The 14008-nt window shown below is 42.7% G+C and carries 19 protein-coding genes; 14 read left to right on the plus strand and 5 right to left on the minus strand.

Going from position 1 to position 14008, the window contains the following annotated elements; translation table 11 throughout:
- Nucleotides 1-50: 50 nt before the first annotated feature.
- Nucleotides 51-218, minus strand: a complete 168-nt coding sequence (locus G3569_RS01945) for a hypothetical protein (RefSeq protein WP_165265555.1) — start codon at nt 216-218, stop codon at nt 51-53.
- Between the two features lie 113 nt (nt 219-331).
- Here G3569_RS01945 and G3569_RS01950 point away from each other — a divergent pair, with 113 nt between their 5' ends.
- Both G3569_RS01950 and G3569_RS01955 read left to right on the plus strand, forming a co-directional pair.
- Nucleotides 332-1453: a TPM domain-containing protein gene (locus G3569_RS01950; protein ID WP_165265557.1), complete on the plus strand. Its 1122-nt coding sequence runs from the start codon at nt 332-334 to the stop codon at nt 1451-1453.
- 553 nt (nt 1454-2006) lie between these two features.
- Complete coding sequence (locus tag G3569_RS01955; protein WP_165265559.1) at nt 2007-2489, plus strand: YbaK/EbsC family protein; 483 nt, start codon at nt 2007-2009, stop codon at nt 2487-2489.
- A gap of 24 nt (nt 2490-2513) precedes the next feature.
- Here the strand turns inward: G3569_RS01955 and G3569_RS01960 are convergent, their stop codons facing one another.
- Entirely contained in the window at nt 2514-3497 is a 984-nt protein-coding gene (locus G3569_RS01960) for a GlxA family transcriptional regulator (protein WP_165265561.1), read from the minus strand.
- Between the two features lie 113 nt (nt 3498-3610).
- Here G3569_RS01960 and G3569_RS01965 point away from each other — a divergent pair, with 113 nt between their 5' ends.
- The 7 genes from G3569_RS01965 to G3569_RS01995 all read left to right on the plus strand — a co-directional run bounded on the left by G3569_RS01965 (nt 3611) and on the right by G3569_RS01995 (nt 8022).
- Complete coding sequence (locus tag G3569_RS01965; protein WP_165265563.1) at nt 3611-4006, plus strand: DinB family protein; 396 nt, start codon at nt 3611-3613, stop codon at nt 4004-4006.
- Nucleotides 4007-4316: 310 nt separating this feature from the next.
- Nucleotides 4317-4724 (plus strand): VOC family protein, encoded by a 408-nt coding sequence (locus G3569_RS01970; RefSeq protein WP_165265565.1) that lies wholly within the window; start codon nt 4317-4319, stop codon nt 4722-4724.
- A 49-nt stretch (nt 4725-4773) separates the two neighbouring features.
- A complete protein-coding gene (locus tag G3569_RS01975; protein ID WP_165265567.1) occupies nt 4774-5547 on the plus strand; it encodes a DUF899 domain-containing protein in 774 nt (257 codons plus the stop codon).
- Nucleotides 5548-5665: 118 nt separating this feature from the next.
- Nucleotides 5666-6151 (plus strand): SRPBCC domain-containing protein, encoded by a 486-nt coding sequence (locus G3569_RS01980; protein WP_165265569.1) that lies wholly within the window; start codon nt 5666-5668, stop codon nt 6149-6151.
- Nucleotides 6152-6261: 110 nt separating this feature from the next.
- The gene (locus tag G3569_RS01985) at nt 6262-7182 is read left to right on the plus strand and encodes a VOC family protein (RefSeq protein ID WP_165265571.1); all 921 of its coding nucleotides are present in this window, start codon (nt 6262-6264) and stop codon (nt 7180-7182) included.
- Between the two features lie 190 nt (nt 7183-7372).
- Nucleotides 7373-7789, plus strand: coding sequence for a hypothetical protein (locus tag G3569_RS01990; RefSeq protein WP_165265573.1), 417 nt, complete (start codon nt 7373-7375; stop codon nt 7787-7789).
- A complete protein-coding gene (locus G3569_RS01995) occupies nt 7786-8022 on the plus strand; it encodes a hypothetical protein (RefSeq protein ID WP_205719988.1) in 237 nt (78 codons plus the stop codon). The genes G3569_RS01990 and G3569_RS01995 overlap by 4 nt, the downstream gene beginning before the upstream one ends.
- A 303-nt stretch (nt 8023-8325) precedes the next feature.
- On the opposite strand, the gene G3569_RS02000 is transcribed toward G3569_RS01995, so the two are convergent.
- The 3 genes from G3569_RS02000 to G3569_RS02010 form a co-directional block, all read right to left on the minus strand.
- The gene (locus G3569_RS02000) at nt 8326-8763 is read right to left on the minus strand and encodes a hypothetical protein (RefSeq protein WP_165265577.1); all 438 of its coding nucleotides are present in this window, start codon (nt 8761-8763) and stop codon (nt 8326-8328) included.
- A complete protein-coding gene (locus G3569_RS02005) occupies nt 8764-9285 on the minus strand; it encodes a ComEA family DNA-binding protein (protein ID WP_165265579.1) in 522 nt (173 codons plus the stop codon). It lies immediately after the preceding gene.
- 188 nt (nt 9286-9473) lie between these two features.
- Nucleotides 9474-10037 carry a BP74-related protein gene (locus G3569_RS02010; protein ID WP_205719989.1) on the minus strand — a complete coding sequence of 188 codons (564 nt, stop codon included), beginning with the start codon at nt 10035-10037 and terminating at the stop codon, nt 9474-9476.
- A gap of 42 nt (nt 10038-10079) precedes the next feature.
- Between G3569_RS02010 and G3569_RS02015 the strand changes: the two genes are divergently transcribed.
- From G3569_RS02015 to G3569_RS02035, 5 genes are all read left to right on the plus strand, one after another.
- Nucleotides 10080-10709, plus strand: a complete 630-nt coding sequence (locus G3569_RS02015) for an NAD(P)H-dependent oxidoreductase (protein WP_165265583.1) — start codon at nt 10080-10082, stop codon at nt 10707-10709.
- A 14-nt stretch (nt 10710-10723) separates the two neighbouring features.
- Complete coding sequence (locus tag G3569_RS02020) at nt 10724-11329, plus strand: Crp/Fnr family transcriptional regulator (protein WP_165265585.1); 606 nt, start codon at nt 10724-10726, stop codon at nt 11327-11329.
- 81 nt (nt 11330-11410) lie between these two features.
- Nucleotides 11411-11644, plus strand: coding sequence for a hypothetical protein (locus G3569_RS02025; protein WP_165265587.1), 234 nt, complete (start codon nt 11411-11413; stop codon nt 11642-11644).
- A gap of 941 nt (nt 11645-12585) precedes the next feature.
- A complete protein-coding gene (locus tag G3569_RS02030; RefSeq protein ID WP_165265589.1) occupies nt 12586-13035 on the plus strand; it encodes a DMT family transporter in 450 nt (149 codons plus the stop codon).
- Nucleotides 13032-13766: a GNAT family N-acetyltransferase gene (locus G3569_RS02035; protein WP_165265591.1), complete on the plus strand. Its 735-nt coding sequence runs from the start codon at nt 13032-13034 to the stop codon at nt 13764-13766. The genes G3569_RS02030 and G3569_RS02035 overlap by 4 nt, the downstream gene beginning before the upstream one ends.
- Nucleotides 13767-14008: the final 242 nt, after the last annotated feature.

Raw genomic sequence — 14008 nt, forward strand, 5'->3', positions numbered from 1 at the left:
TTCAACAAGTTTTTCTTTTCGCCATCCCCCCCTTGAAAAATCTTCTCATTTTAAGAGGGCTTTGCAAAACCTTTTATTTCGTCATTCTGAGCTTGTCGAAGAATCTCCAGTATCCATCTGCTGCCGTTGAAAGGGAGATCCTTCATTACATTCAGGATGACTGCCTGGTTTTGCAAAGGTCCCTTTAATACATAGCCTTCCGGCAGTAGGCAAGGCATGCGCTGGCTTTTTAGTTCGGTGTTGGTTATTTAACAATTTAATATTCATCCAGGTATAGCTTATTAACGGGCAAAATCTGTTATATCAATAAAGTTCAACTACTATAACCAAGATGAAGCTTATTAAGATTGCAATTCCGGTTATCATCCTTCTCGCACTGTTATTATACAGTTTGGGCGGAGTATCGGATCAATCCGAAGAACCAATACCTCAAGGGCACGTCTTCGATAAAGCTGGAATCATCAGCAAAACCGATATCCGCCGGTTTGAATGGATGCTTGACCTTATACAAAAAGAATCCGATCTCGATATCAAATTTCTATTTGTAAAGACTATCGGAGATGCAACGGTTGAAGAGGTAGCTGTGAAAAAGATGGATACATATGGGATAGGCCGCAAAGGAGAAAAACAGCGCGGGGTTCTCTTCCTCTATGTAATGGATAAAAATAAACTCAAAATAGAAGTTGGATATGGCCTCGAGGCATATATGCCTGATGCATTTGTTGGTTACCTGATCAGGAATCAGGCGGATGCTTTTTTTAAGGCTTCTAACCCAAGTATGGGGCTCAGACTTTTAATCCGTATTCTGCAACACAGAATACGAGAAGCCGTGCTGGAGCAAGGTTATGATCCCTCTATATTAAAAAAAGGAGTTGAATTACCATACCTGTCAGGCGGAGCCGGAGCTGCAGAAAAGGTCGGTATAAATAAACAAGGCCAACCATTTAAGCGCGATCGATATGACAAGGAAGGCAAAGCCCTATTTGTAGCTAAAAATACCGTGGAGGGCACCTTCAGCAATTACATTTCCTGGCTTTATAACCGAAAGTTTGATCCGAATGTAGGTCTTTTCACCAAAAGGAGCCTCCCGATTCTGAAGCGTTTTCCTATGACGCGAGCTTATTTTGATTATATACTTCTGCAGTATGCTAGTAAAGAATATAAGATCATCAAACGCGAAGAGTTAGCCATTCTTTATTTTACTGAGGATCCATTAGTCACACCGATGTTTTTTAATAAGATAAATGGAAAGTGGCGCATCAATATACGCGCTGAATTAAGAAACAGCCGTAACCATGTGGGAGGAGTATATACATGGTCCTTTAATCCTGATAGTAATGATAAGTTTGCGAGGACATTCAAAGATCTACTTGTTAACATCAGAGGCTACTATCGTTTTAAAGATGGAGCGAACCAACAACTTCCCGTAAAGGTTGATGTTCAGAATAAGTAGTAAACTAACAATGGTAATACGCTACCTGCACAGAGATTATTCTATTGAGGAAAGCTTAGACTGCCGAGATACTGCGAATTTCGAAACCTGCCTTGCCTTGTGGAACGTGTGCAACTCACGGACTCTTAGGACCATTTTTTTTTAACCTAACCGATGGTTATAGGTAATACCAGATTTTACTAAATAGCATAGGTTGGGGATCCCAATTTATACCGAAGAACTTAACCCTCACATTGCTAAAACGGTAATTTTGACCCACTCATGTTCTCTCCCTACCGATTTAAGGGAGAAACTTCGTCGGCGGCAGTACAATTGGTCTGTCAATAGTGCGAAGAGTTTACTCTAATTAAAATGTAAGATAATCGTACCAGCAAGGCACTTGTTCGATGGTAAATTAATATAGCAGTTAGGCAGCTTTACTGTTTTTAGGTTCAACAGCTAGTGAACAACATATAACTCTCTGTGGCATCCTTTTAAACGCTTTCCCTTTTATCTTTTAATCTTATAAAATACCTTATAATAGCGTTTATGTGTTAATTTTATCTGTAGAACTATGTCAAAACAGCTCAGCAAAAATGCCCAAAAAATACAGACCTTTCTCAATAAACACGGCTTTGATTTCGAGGTTATAGAACTTCCGGATTCCACCCGAACAGCCAATGATGCTGCCCAAGCCATCGGCTGTAGTGTGCCACAAATAGCTAAATCTCTCATCTTTAAGACAAAAGATACGGAAGAACCTATACTAACAATTGTAAGCGGATCAAACCGTTTAGACCTGACCAAAGCAAAATCAGCTTTGGATCGAGCAATTCAAAAAGCCGATGCCAACTTTGTACGAAAACACACCGGCTTTCCCATTGGCGGAGTTCCACCGGTAGGTCATAAGAAAACCATTACTACCCTGATTGACGAAGACCTGCTGCAATACGATACCATTTGGGCAGCAGCCGGAACGCCGCATGCCGTTTTTCAACTCCCTCCCGAAGCATTGAAAGGGCTTACAAAAGGAACTGTAAAAGACATTAAGCAATAGAGGATTGATCTTTATTGCTTATCGTCAGGCCACAGACATCTCTTTATTGTATTTATCCCGGTAATCAACTGGGGTTAAGCCTGTAATACGTTTAAATAGATTTCGAAACGATTTCGTATCAGAATACCCCACCTCATACATCACTTCAGACACATTTTTTCGGCTGGTTTCCAGGTCTCGCTTGGCAGCCTCTACTTTTACCCGCTGTTTATATTCTGTAATGGTATTTTGGGTTGCCTTTTTGAACCGGCGTTCGAGCGTCCTGCGACTTACGGCCAACTTCTCGGCCAGCTCATCTACCGTAAGCTCATCCTGGTAGTTATTTTCGATATAGTTTTGTGCCTGCTTCACCTTCTGATCTTCGTGATTTTTTTGTCCTTCGAAAATGATAAAGTCCGACTGGCTTTCGCGACTGATATCCAGTGAAAATGTTTTGGAAGCCAGGATGGCTTCTTCACGACCGGCATATTTTTCGATGAGATGCAACAGCAGATCCGTAAAAGCGTAGGCGCCCCCACTGGTATAGATGCCATCTTCCTCTGTCATTATTTTTTCATCCACTAACTCAACTTCCGGAAACATCTCTTTAAAATTATTAGCGTGCTGCCAGTGGGTAGCACACTGTTTGCCATCCAAAAGGCCGGTTTCTGCCAGGAAAAAAGCACCTACACAAAAACTGGCCACCTCAGCTCCCGCTTTATACTGTTCAACAATCCAGGGAACAAATGCTTTATTCTGTTCATATCCCTTTTGGGGATCATCATGGATAGCTGGAATTATAATCAGGTCTGTTTCATCTACCTCTTGTATCAGAGAATCGGGACTGGCAGAAAACAACCCCGTTGACTGGGGTACCTCTTCTTCCAGTCCAACCAAATGCACATCAAAGATAGGGGGTTTGTCCATCCCGGCCCGCATCTGATTTACCATATTAAAAATCTGGTGCGCTCCTGCAATATTCACCAAGCTCGTATGTCCTCGGGGAATAAGTATAGATAGGTGTTTCATAGTTTTGATTTTTTAAATAACGGAATTTGTCGCAATTCACCAGTAGAAATGACGGATATCCACTGGGCACGCACTCAATCCAATCCTTATAATGAATCTAACCCAAAAGAAGTATGAATGAAAGTAATGCCTTATTGATACAGTTCGACCTGCACCACCGGTTATATAATGACGTATTGGACGGATTTGCCGACCAGGAAACCAACCGACGGCTGCATGGCAATACCGATATAAATCACGTGAAGTACCTGCCCGGACACCTCCTTGATTCACAATACGGTTTGGCGATGTTGGCCGGTATCAAACCGAAAATAAAATGGGAGGGATTGTTTGAGGGAATGGGCCAGTCTGAAGCCCGTGACGATATCGAATATCCCTCCATCGGAGCCATACGGCAGGAATGGAACCGGCTCCATGATCCCGTGCGCGAGGGACTTAAACAGCTAACAGCGGAAGAGCTCAAAACCAGCCACATCCGCCCTTCGATGAGGTTGCAGAGTCGGTTATAGAGTTGTGGGCCTTTCTCAATCATCATGTCGCTTATCACATAGGACAGATTGGAATATTGCGACGAGGATTTGGAAAGGAGCCGATGAGCTATGATTAAAAATAAATCCCTCCTTGAGGAGGGTGGGCCAATTCGTGGTTTTCGAATTGGGTCGGGAGGTGTTTTGCTCTTGGCATAGAACACCCCTCGTCCGTCCTGCAAAGCACGGGATCGACACTCCCCTCGAGGGGATATTTACAAGAAGTTACAACGCGATTGAAGAGTTCATCAACTGACGATAATTAATAAGCAAAATTAAAGGGTCAAATAATATGGAAACGAAACAAATTTGGGCTAATCTATCGGTAAAAGATCTGGAACGCACCCATGAATTTTATACAAAGCTGGGATTTAAACCCAATGGAGAATTTTCCAAAGAAAATGGACTGGTCAGCTTTCTGGTCGGTCAGGATGAATTCGTGGTGCATTTTTTCTTAGAGAAAAACTTAAAACCATCCATGGGTGGAGAAATAGCAGATTTAGACCAAGGCAATGAAATAATGTTCACTCTTTCGGCGGATAGCAGGGAAGAAGTGGATGAATGGGCGGAAATAGTTAAAAAAGCAGGCAGTGACCTGTTTAGCAAGCCACAAACAATACAAGGGAATAAGAATTGGTACGGATGTAGTTTTGCAGACCCGGATGGACACAAATGGAACGTATTTTATAACGGAAAGTGAATAAAATTAACCGGGAAGACAATAAATTCAATATTACAGAACAATTATTATGGAAATTTTAAAAATAACATTTCCCGAAATTGCCTCCCGCAAAGAATGGCTTGCCCAACGCAAAGAACTGCTCAAAAAGGAAAAAGAACTCACTCGGAAGCGCGACAAGCTCAACGCCAAGCGCCGCCGGCTGCCAATGGTGGAGGTTGAAAAGGATTATACATTCGAAGGTCCGGAAGGTGGAGCAAGCCTGCTCGATCTGTTCGACGGACGCCGACAGCTCATTATTTATCACTTTATGTTTGATCCCGAGTGGAATGAAGGCTGCCCGAGCTGCTCTGCATGGGCCGATCATATCGCACGGGGACATCTGAACCATCTGCATGCACGCAACACCACGCTGGCTCTGGTGTCCCGGGCACCCTTATCCAAAATAGAACCGTTTAATGAGCGCATGGGATGGCCGATGCCTTGGTATTCTTCCTACGGCATCGATTTCAATTACGATTTTCATATTACCATGGACGAGTCCGTCAGGCCGGTACAGTACAACTATCGCGACCAGGCCACACTCGAACACCTGGGACAGGACTACCATACAAAAGGAGAACAGCCCGGATTAAGCTGCTTCTTGCGTAAAGGAGATAATGTATATCACACCTACTCCACTTATGGACGGGGCATGGAAACCGTCGGCGGAGCCAACTATTTCCTCGACCTCACAGCCCTTGGCCGCCAAGAAGAATGGGAGCAGCCCAAAGGGCGCGCAACAAAACTCGGTACCACGGCGGGAAGCGAGAACATCCGCTATCCGGATGAGTATGAAGGGTAATAATTCATATTGTCGCAAACAGCCCGCAAGGTTGGCGTATTTCCACCGCGCAGGGTTCTATAAAGGTCGCTATACTACTATTGAGTTAGATAATTAAAAATAACAAAGACCAATTATTATGACTGACCAAACCAAATCTAACGGTAAAGAAATTGTAATCGCAAAAACCTTCGACACATCCCGCCAAAAAGTGTGGGATGCATGGACCAAGCCCGACCAGATTGAGCAATGGTGGGGACCAAGAGGATTCACTACCAGGGTTGACGAGATGAATTTTGAGCCCGGAGGCAAATGGACCTATGTAATGCTGGATGAAGAAGAAAATGAGTATCCCTCTGAAGGCATTTTTAAAGAAATTTCCGAAGGTAAACGGCTAGTTACTACTGATGAGTTTGGTAACTCGGACAACAATGACAACGCCGCCCCGGAAGGACTCCCCACCGGTATGGTAACAACGGTTGATTTCAACGGAAATGGTGATACCACGTCGGTAAACATCTCCATCATGCATCAGTCTGTAGAGGACCGGGAAAAGCATGAAGAGATGGGCGTTGTTGATGGCTTTAACCAACAGCTGGACAAGCTTGCGGAATACCTGGACTAAGGGACTGGTGTATTGGTTATTAGTTATTTGTTAATAGGTACCCGAATAACTAATAACCATTACCCACAACCAAATCGCCTTGCATCACCTAATAAAGAAGGAGCAATATTATGACAACACGAAAAACGAATCGTATCAGCACCTGCCTTTGGTTTGACGATCAGGCAGAAGAGGCTGCAAGCTTTTACGTATCAATATTTGAAAATGCTGAAATCCTGAACACTACCCCTTATTACGCGGAAACGCCCTCCGAAAAACCGAAAGGCAGCGTAATGACTGTGGATTTTGAGCTGGAAGGTCAGGGTTTTACCGCACTCAATGGGGGTCCGCACTTTACGCCCAATCCCTCCATCTCATTTTTCATCAACTGCGAAACCGAGGAAGAAGTTGATCGACTGTGGAACGCTTTATCTGAAAATGGAAACATTCTAATGCCGCTGGACAGCTATCCCTTCAGCGAAAAGTATGGCTGGGCTCAGGATAAATACGGCGTATCATGGCAAATTATGATATCAAATTGGGAGCACGGTCAACCGCCTAAGTTAGTACCATCTTTAATGTTCAACGGCAGAAATACCGGTAAAGCCAAAGAAGCTATCGATTATTACTTGTCGGTCTTCAGAGACTCTCAGAGGGGCATGTTTTTCCCCTACGGCCCGGACCAGCAGCCTAACAAAGAAGGTACAGCGGCATACGCCGACTTCATGCTTGAAAACCAGTGGTTCGCCGCCATGGACAGTGCCCTGGATCACGACTTTACGTTCGGTGAAGCCATATCCCTGATGATAAACTGTGACACACAAGAAGAGATCGATTACTACTGGGAGAAACTTTCGGCAGATCCCGAAGCCGAGCAGTGCGGCTGGCTCAAAGACAAGTTTGGCGTCTCGTGGCAGATTGTGCCCACTCCATTTAGTGAGATGCTTGAAAACGGTACCAAGGAACAGTCGGAACGACTAATACAGGCAATGCTGAAGATGAAAAAGCTGGATATCGCGAAATTGGAGCGGGCTTATAAGCAAGAATTATAAGTAGGAAATCGGTATTCAGGAGTCAGCAGTTAGAAGTCAGAATAAATTTTTCTGGCTTCTAAACTACCAACAAAATAAAGCTAAAGAATCGTAGCATACAGAATCATAGAAAATATTATCAGATAACTACTAATATACTGAGCACTGTAATCTCAGTTCCTTGTTGGTACAAAATTCTAACGTTTCACTTATGAATAAAGACCTCTTAAAAAGTATCGGCACTGTAATAGCAGGCATTCTAATCACCGTTATTTTCTCTAACGGCACCGACTTTGTGCTGGAATGGCTGGGCGTTTTTCCCGCCATCGGTCAGGCAGAGTTTGATGCATGGATGTTTATCCTTGCTATCATCTATCGAACAATTTATTCAGCGACTGCCGGCTATCTTGTTGCAGCGTTGGCCCCCAACCGCCCCATGCGTCATGTTATTATCCTGGGGATAATCGGAACTATTGCCGCAACATTGGGAGTATTGGCATCCATATCAAAAGGGTTTGTCGTATGGTATCCGATTGTTTTAGCAGTATTGGCATTTCCCAGCGTATGGGTTGGCGGTAAGATGAACGTCACAGCTAAACAATCCCTAACACCAGAAGAAGTAACATGAGGGAAAAGGTTCTCGTAATGATTAAAGTGTATAAAACAGACGTAAGTGATGAGGTAACTGCTGATAAAATTTTGAAGGAGATCCGGCGACAACTACCTGGTAGTGTACCCAGTTTTGACCTGGGGGATCGTGACCGGGTGCTCCGAATCGAGAATATTGACGGGAAGGATGACCAGTTAACAATCAAGAATATTTTACACGACTACGGACAGACCATAGAAATTCTTCCTTAATATTTAAGTATCGATTAAAACCCCCGGCACTTTTAAAGTGCCGGGGGGTTTAGGATGAAAATGTAACCGATGATATTGAATGGAGCGTCCACGGAGATTTTAACCTACAGGGGAAAACCCTTATAAACTTGAAATCCACAATATTATCACTCACGGAGATTCAGCTACGGTGGATGGCATTATGACCACTCCCAACGTAGAACCAAGCTACGCCTTTTGTGATGTTTATAAATTTCGAGGCTTTGAGGATCCCAAGATCATAAAAATGACTTCTTACGTGATTGAATTAAAAAAATAAAATATTCAATCCTGGCCGAGTAGTTCGGGGTGCCGGTAGGTAGCTGCAATACCCAGTATTCCTGCCAGGAACAATATCCCCGGAGCCAGAAAAGGGTAGGAGCCGGTCATCGCCGGCCAAATAGCTTCGGTCCAGGTCATGGATGGATTTATTTCCAAAGCAAAAAAGAAATTCCCTGAAAAATGAAAATACATCCCCAAGAGAGATACCAGGCATATTCCCAACATTATCCATCGCAGGGTCTTTAATGAATTTTCAGTTGCACTTTTCCATACCCATCCGATCATAACTAAACCCAAAAAAGAAGCAATAAAAGGAATCCATTGCTGGCTTTCTTCGGTATGGCCAAGCAAGATAAGCTCAAAAATGGTACCAATAAAAATAGCAGCGACTACAAGCAGTAAAAACTGTCGCAGTCGCTGTAATGTATTCTCTGCCGACATCTATTTTTCAGCCTTTATATACTTTTTGGCGGTCGCCAGTTGCTCTTCATTGAGATGTGAAGAAAGAGCCTCAAAAAATGCTTCGTTTGTTTCATAAGGACGTCCTTCGATAAGCTCATTCGCCACTTTTTCATCCACTCCGGGAATCTGTTGCAGTGTTGCCGCATCACTGTCATTGCGATGATAGGGCACAAAAATATACTCTTCATAAGCAGCAACCTGCTCTTCATCTACATACTTGCCAATCTCTTTACGGAACTGGCGGATACTTACATACGGGCGATACTCTTCAAACTCGTGTACCATTTTATCACCCACATCAGGAATTGTACGAAAAGCTTCTTCTGATGCCGTATTGATATTCAGCTTGGCTTCAAAAGAGGTCGTATCTGCAACCTGTTCCTTAGCAACTTTTTCAGTCTCCTTTTCCGTTTCTTTTTCTGTATTTCCACCACAAGCAACTACAGTGCCCAATAGCAGCACTAACAGCCCACTTTTCATATACTTAGTCAAATATTTCATCTTCGTGTTCGCCTTTTATTTATATAGATTCAATTTAAATAGCTGAAGATACAGTTTTCTGATCCAACTGCAACCCTTAGCTGTTATTTCTTAACATTTTATAAAAATTGACTATTTATAGAAGCAGTAATAGGGAAGTCTCTTTAATACGAAATTGGCTCGTGTAGATTATGTAGAAACCTACTCTGCTATTTAGTTCCTATCTCTTTTATAACCTTTGCGCTATAGGGACAAAACCGGCCAACATCATCCACCCAATAATCAAGCTCTTCTTCTACAAAGCTGGGACGCCCGTCACAGACTTCTGTCGCCACCTCTGTAAAACTCCACTTACCAGGTACGAAATGCCAGCTCCAACTTTTGTTGTGATTAGTACCCCGTTCAATTTCTCCATTTATAAATTTATTTCTCTCACTTTTGGGGAGGGTCAACTGTTCTCTGGCCATCTTTATAACGCTCTCATCTGATGTTCCCGCTATAACGTGTTCATCACCGGTAGTTTCAAATTCATAATACACCGTACCATCCGGAATACTTGTTGAAGAACTTTCATTACATGAAATTGTTACACCCCATAAAAGCACTATTACCAATAAGTAATCAAGCCTAACCATATAGTTCTGTACACTTTTATCAATTCTAATACTGCTGAATTTATAGGTCTCCATTATTTCAGATGTTTCAACGAATAAACACACCATTTCTTGCCAATCAACATATGTAAATGAAGAAACCCTCGCCTTCTTATACATTGGAAACGAACTAAATAACTAGATAAAAAAATTGTCCGACCAATGCAGTTAATTGATAACCTGGAATGGCGATATGCTACCAAACATTTTGACCCCGGAAAAAAAGTTTCTGAAACTCAATTAAAACAGATAAAAAAAGCAATACAGCTTTCAGCCTCATCCTATGGCCTCCAACTATATAAAGCTCTCATCATTGAAGATATTAGCACCAGGGAAAAGCTGAAACCGGCTTCATGGGATCAACAACAGATCACAGAGGCTTCTCATTTAATTGTATTTTGCAATTATACCAATCTACAACGTAAACATATTGATAATTTTTTAGCGTTGAAATCAGAAACACAACAGCTCCCCTTATCCGAACTTAAAGGCTATGGCGACTTTATGGAAGGCAAAATTAATGAAAAGTCAGACGAGGAGTTAAAACACTGGACTGCCAAACAGACCTACTTAGCCTTAGGAAATCTACTGGCTGCTTGTGCTGAACTAAAAATTGATGCCTGTCCCATGGAAGGTTTTGAAGCAGATAAATATGACAATATCTTAGGGCTATCCCAAAAAGGACTTACTGCCTCAGTTATTGCGGCTATTGGTTATCGTTCAGAAGAAGATCAAACCCAATATCACAGGAAAGTACGAAAGCCGACAGAACAACTTTTTGAAACTATTTAACAGCAATTAAACTCATGATATCCGACAAGGAACAGTACATCTCGGATCTAAGAAAAACCTTCAACTCTTTTTCGAATGTGGGTGATGACTCTTGGAATAAGGTACGATCTATTGTACAATTTCAACATCTCGAAGAAGGGGACCTGCTATTACAGGAAGGGCAAGTAGCCCGAAATTTTCACTACATCTGTAAAGGGGCATTGCGAGCCTATATTACCGATTACGAGGGAAATATCTACAACAAGAATATTTTCATGGACCAGAACTTTGCCGGGTCCAAGGCTTCCCTTCTTCAACAGGAGCCTTCCGAATTTACCCTGGAAGCACTGGAAAAATCAATCCTTATAAACCTGGACTACAGAAAATATAAGCGCCTTATAAGCGAATATAAGGATCTAAATAAATTCTATATCGCCTACCTTGAGAAGCACTGGGTAATTGAAAAAGAGCAGCGCGAAGTTTCGCTGGTGATGGAAAACGCCACTGACCGATATCTTAAGCTCCTCGACAAACACCCCGATATTGACGACCGTATTGCCCAACGCCATATTGCAGCACACCTCGGCATTACGCCGACACAACTCAGCAGAATACGGAGAAAGCTAAAAAAATCGCACTGACTCAATATATAAATGTCCCGGGCATACGATTTTGTCATATTTCCGTTATATTACTCAAAAGCCAAATAGCATAGCTGACCTATGGAAAACACTATTGACAAACAGGAGTTGATCGAGTGGATTAACGATCTGGATAATCAAGCGCTGTTAGTTACCCTCCAATCTATGAAAAACAATGCTACTGACGGCGATTTTTGGGATGATATTTCAGAAGAAACGAAGCAGGCAATTAGTACGGCAAAGGCGCAGCTGGATGAAGGCAAAGGCATTTCGCACGATGAAGTAATGCGGCAAATTAGAGAGCGGTTCTTGTAGTAATGCCTTACGATATCATTTGGTCCCCGGCAGCCCGATCTACGTATTTTCAAATTCTGCAGTATCTCGACGAACATTGGTCGCAGGCCGACCTAGCATCTTTCCAAAATCATGTAAGCCAAGTCCTGCAACTAATTGGCAAGTTCCCGAGGATGTATGAGTATTCAGAAAAAAGCGACACGCATCAATGCGTATTAACCAAACATGTGAGTTTGTATTATCAGGTAAAACAAAACCCGAAAGAAGTTGAGTTACTTATATTTTGGGATAACAGGCTAGACCCGGAAAAGTTGGATTTGGGCGAGTAATCCCCGGCTAAGAAAAGAGAATTTGATGCCCCTGTATTTTGTCAAAAACTACAGAAGCAGCTTCAAATATGTAACCACGGTGGGAAGCTCAAAGAAGAAATAAATAATAAAATTCTCGTCCTGATGGAAGGTAGCTTTAACAAGTTATAAAGGCTGTTTTACCCAATAATAAACTTGGGAATTTCTCTGTATAAGTTCATCCCTTTCCACTAAATCAACATATGTTAATGCCCTTGCCCCAACATTCTCTCATATTTGTGATGAAATAATTATCACAAAACGAAAGCTTTGCAGGATCAACCATAGAATTCAATCCTCCTGTCCACCTTCTCCAAGGTGGAACTCTTTTACCATTTTTGGGGACATGCAGAGGAAGTCCCTCTTGGAGCCGTGACCGACCACCGTCGGTATAGAGGGGTTTAGCCAACCGACGGAGTAGTTGAGGGAGGTTGAATACATACTATCTTGTCATGCTGAACTTGTTTCAGCATCTAATAAAAAGGGCAATTATGACCCAAAATGTCCCGGAAGAGATACCTCGGGAGTCAAGGCTTCGGTTGATATACTTAGTACATGCTTCAGGATGACATAGTTAGCCTTGCAAAGCTCTCAGCAACCTAATTTTATTAATGTATGAACCACCTATTTCTCTTATCACTTGCGTTTATCGGGGGCGTATTTCTGGCCATTCAAGGAGCCCTCAATGCCCACCTGGGCGTGTTGTTGAAAAACCCCTTATTGGCGTCGGTAGTAGCCTTTTTTAGCAGTACGGTATTTGCCATCGGCTTTGCCCTGGCCAGTATTGAACAGCTACCAAAACTGGCAAATTTATCCAACATCCCTTGGTACTTATGGTTCACGGGCGGATTCTTTAGCGTCTTGGGAATCAGCTTGTACTATTATACTATTCCAAAACTAGGTGTTTCTACGATGATTTCTCTGGGGCTGTGCGGACAGCTTATTTTTGCCGTTATCGCCGGGCACTTCGGCTGGCTCAACCTCCCGGTCGAACCCATTACGGTAAAGCGGGTCATAGGCGTTGTATCAATGATAATCGGAATCTTACTCATCCAACTGAAATGAACAGCACACAACTCATCCGCAAAAACATTAGCAACTTAACCGACCTCTGGAAAACAGCAGGCAGGGCTTTTAATACCTTATCACAGCAGGAAAAACTAAATCACTGTGTCATATCAGACGCCGACTGGCCCAACCGACTTTGGCTTAACCAAGGCAATCACGACAAAAATAATATAAAGGCGGCCATCCAAAAGCTCTCAACAAGTACTACCGATCTTATTTTTCCTTTTTGGGATACAAACGGAAGAGCTGAAACCCAATTTGTTGAACAGCTGGGCGGAACCTTGCGGTTTGAACAAACAGGGATGTCGTTAAAGCTCGATCAACCTTTTAAACATCAAGACCGCCTACAGGTCGTTCGTATTACTGATAAAGAAAAGGCGCAGCAGTGGGCCGAAATTTACCCAAAAGCTTTTGGATATGGGATCACCTCGGAGATCCTTAACAAAACAATGAATAATATCGACTATTACCTGGCTAGTTATCAAGACCGACCGGTAGGCACGGCAATGCTTTATCACACGGGAAAAATTGCCGGTATTCACGGGGTAGGCATCGTTCCGGAGGTACGCAGACAAGGCTTTGCCAATGAACTGATGTGTATTATACTTAACCAAGCTATTGAAGATGGTGCTGATTATACTACCCTTCAGGCCTCATCTATGGGAAAAGGACTGTATGAGAAGCTCGGCTTTGACGAACAGTTTATGATTTATAATTACGTTCTTTAATAGTCAATTTGCTAATAGCCACTTTGGGTCAAATTCTGACAGGAATTTAAGCATAAGTGTGCTTATGACCACTCCATAAAAGCGTGATCATTACTAAAGGACTTTGAAAAACGAATCTGATTGTTGTCGTCAATGGCGACTATGCTTCGGTCGGGCTTGAGAATGCAACCCCAGCTACGTCACTCCGAGGAATACTCATGACAAGGAGTATCAATCCGGATTACCGGCAAGTAACTATTCCA

It is taken from the genome of Fodinibius halophilus (genome assembly GCF_011059105.1).
In the GTDB taxonomy this organism is placed as follows: Bacteria; Bacteroidota; Rhodothermia; order Balneolales; family Balneolaceae; genus Fodinibius; species Fodinibius halophilus.

Bases quoted from the DNA above. Each gene is read 5' to 3' on its own strand.
- G3569_RS01970 (WP_165265565.1), top strand. From the start codon at position 4,317: ATGGAAACGAAACAAATTTGGGCTAATCTATCGGTAAAAGATCTGGAA.
- G3569_RS02020 (WP_165265585.1), top strand. From the start codon at position 10,724: ATGATATCCGACAAGGAACAGTACATCTCGGATCTAAGAAAAACCTTC.
- G3569_RS01955 (WP_165265559.1), top strand. From the start codon at position 2,007: ATGTCAAAACAGCTCAGCAAAAATGCCCAAAAAATACAGACCTTTCTC.
- G3569_RS02000 (WP_165265577.1), bottom strand. From the start codon at position 8,763: ATGTCGGCAGAGAATACATTACAGCGACTGCGACAGTTTTTACTGCTT.
- G3569_RS01950 (WP_165265557.1), top strand. From the start codon at position 332: ATGAAGCTTATTAAGATTGCAATTCCGGTTATCATCCTTCTCGCACTG.
- G3569_RS02035 (WP_165265591.1), top strand. From the start codon at position 13,032: ATGAACAGCACACAACTCATCCGCAAAAACATTAGCAACTTAACCGAC.
- G3569_RS01975 (WP_165265567.1), top strand. From the start codon at position 4,774: ATGGAAATTTTAAAAATAACATTTCCCGAAATTGCCTCCCGCAAAGAA.
- G3569_RS01990 (WP_165265573.1), top strand. From the start codon at position 7,373: ATGAATAAAGACCTCTTAAAAAGTATCGGCACTGTAATAGCAGGCATT.
- G3569_RS01965 (WP_165265563.1), top strand. From the start codon at position 3,611: ATGAATGAAAGTAATGCCTTATTGATACAGTTCGACCTGCACCACCGG.
- G3569_RS01985 (WP_165265571.1), top strand. From the start codon at position 6,262: ATGACAACACGAAAAACGAATCGTATCAGCACCTGCCTTTGGTTTGAC.
- G3569_RS02025 (WP_165265587.1), top strand. From the start codon at position 11,411: ATGGAAAACACTATTGACAAACAGGAGTTGATCGAGTGGATTAACGAT.
- G3569_RS02030 (WP_165265589.1), top strand. From the start codon at position 12,586: ATGAACCACCTATTTCTCTTATCACTTGCGTTTATCGGGGGCGTATTT.
- G3569_RS01995 (WP_205719988.1), top strand. From the start codon at position 7,786: ATGAGGGAAAAGGTTCTCGTAATGATTAAAGTGTATAAAACAGACGTA.
- G3569_RS01960 (WP_165265561.1), bottom strand. From the start codon at position 3,497: ATGAAACACCTATCTATACTTATTCCCCGAGGACATACGAGCTTGGTG.
- G3569_RS02015 (WP_165265583.1), top strand. From the start codon at position 10,080: ATGCAGTTAATTGATAACCTGGAATGGCGATATGCTACCAAACATTTT.
- G3569_RS01945 (WP_165265555.1), bottom strand. From the start codon at position 218: ATGCCTTGCCTACTGCCGGAAGGCTATGTATTAAAGGGACCTTTGCAA.
- G3569_RS02005 (WP_165265579.1), bottom strand. From the start codon at position 9,285: ATGAAATATTTGACTAAGTATATGAAAAGTGGGCTGTTAGTGCTGCTA.
- G3569_RS01980 (WP_165265569.1), top strand. From the start codon at position 5,666: ATGACTGACCAAACCAAATCTAACGGTAAAGAAATTGTAATCGCAAAA.
- G3569_RS02010 (WP_205719989.1), bottom strand. From the start codon at position 10,037: ATGTATAAGAAGGCGAGGGTTTCTTCATTTACATATGTTGATTGGCAA.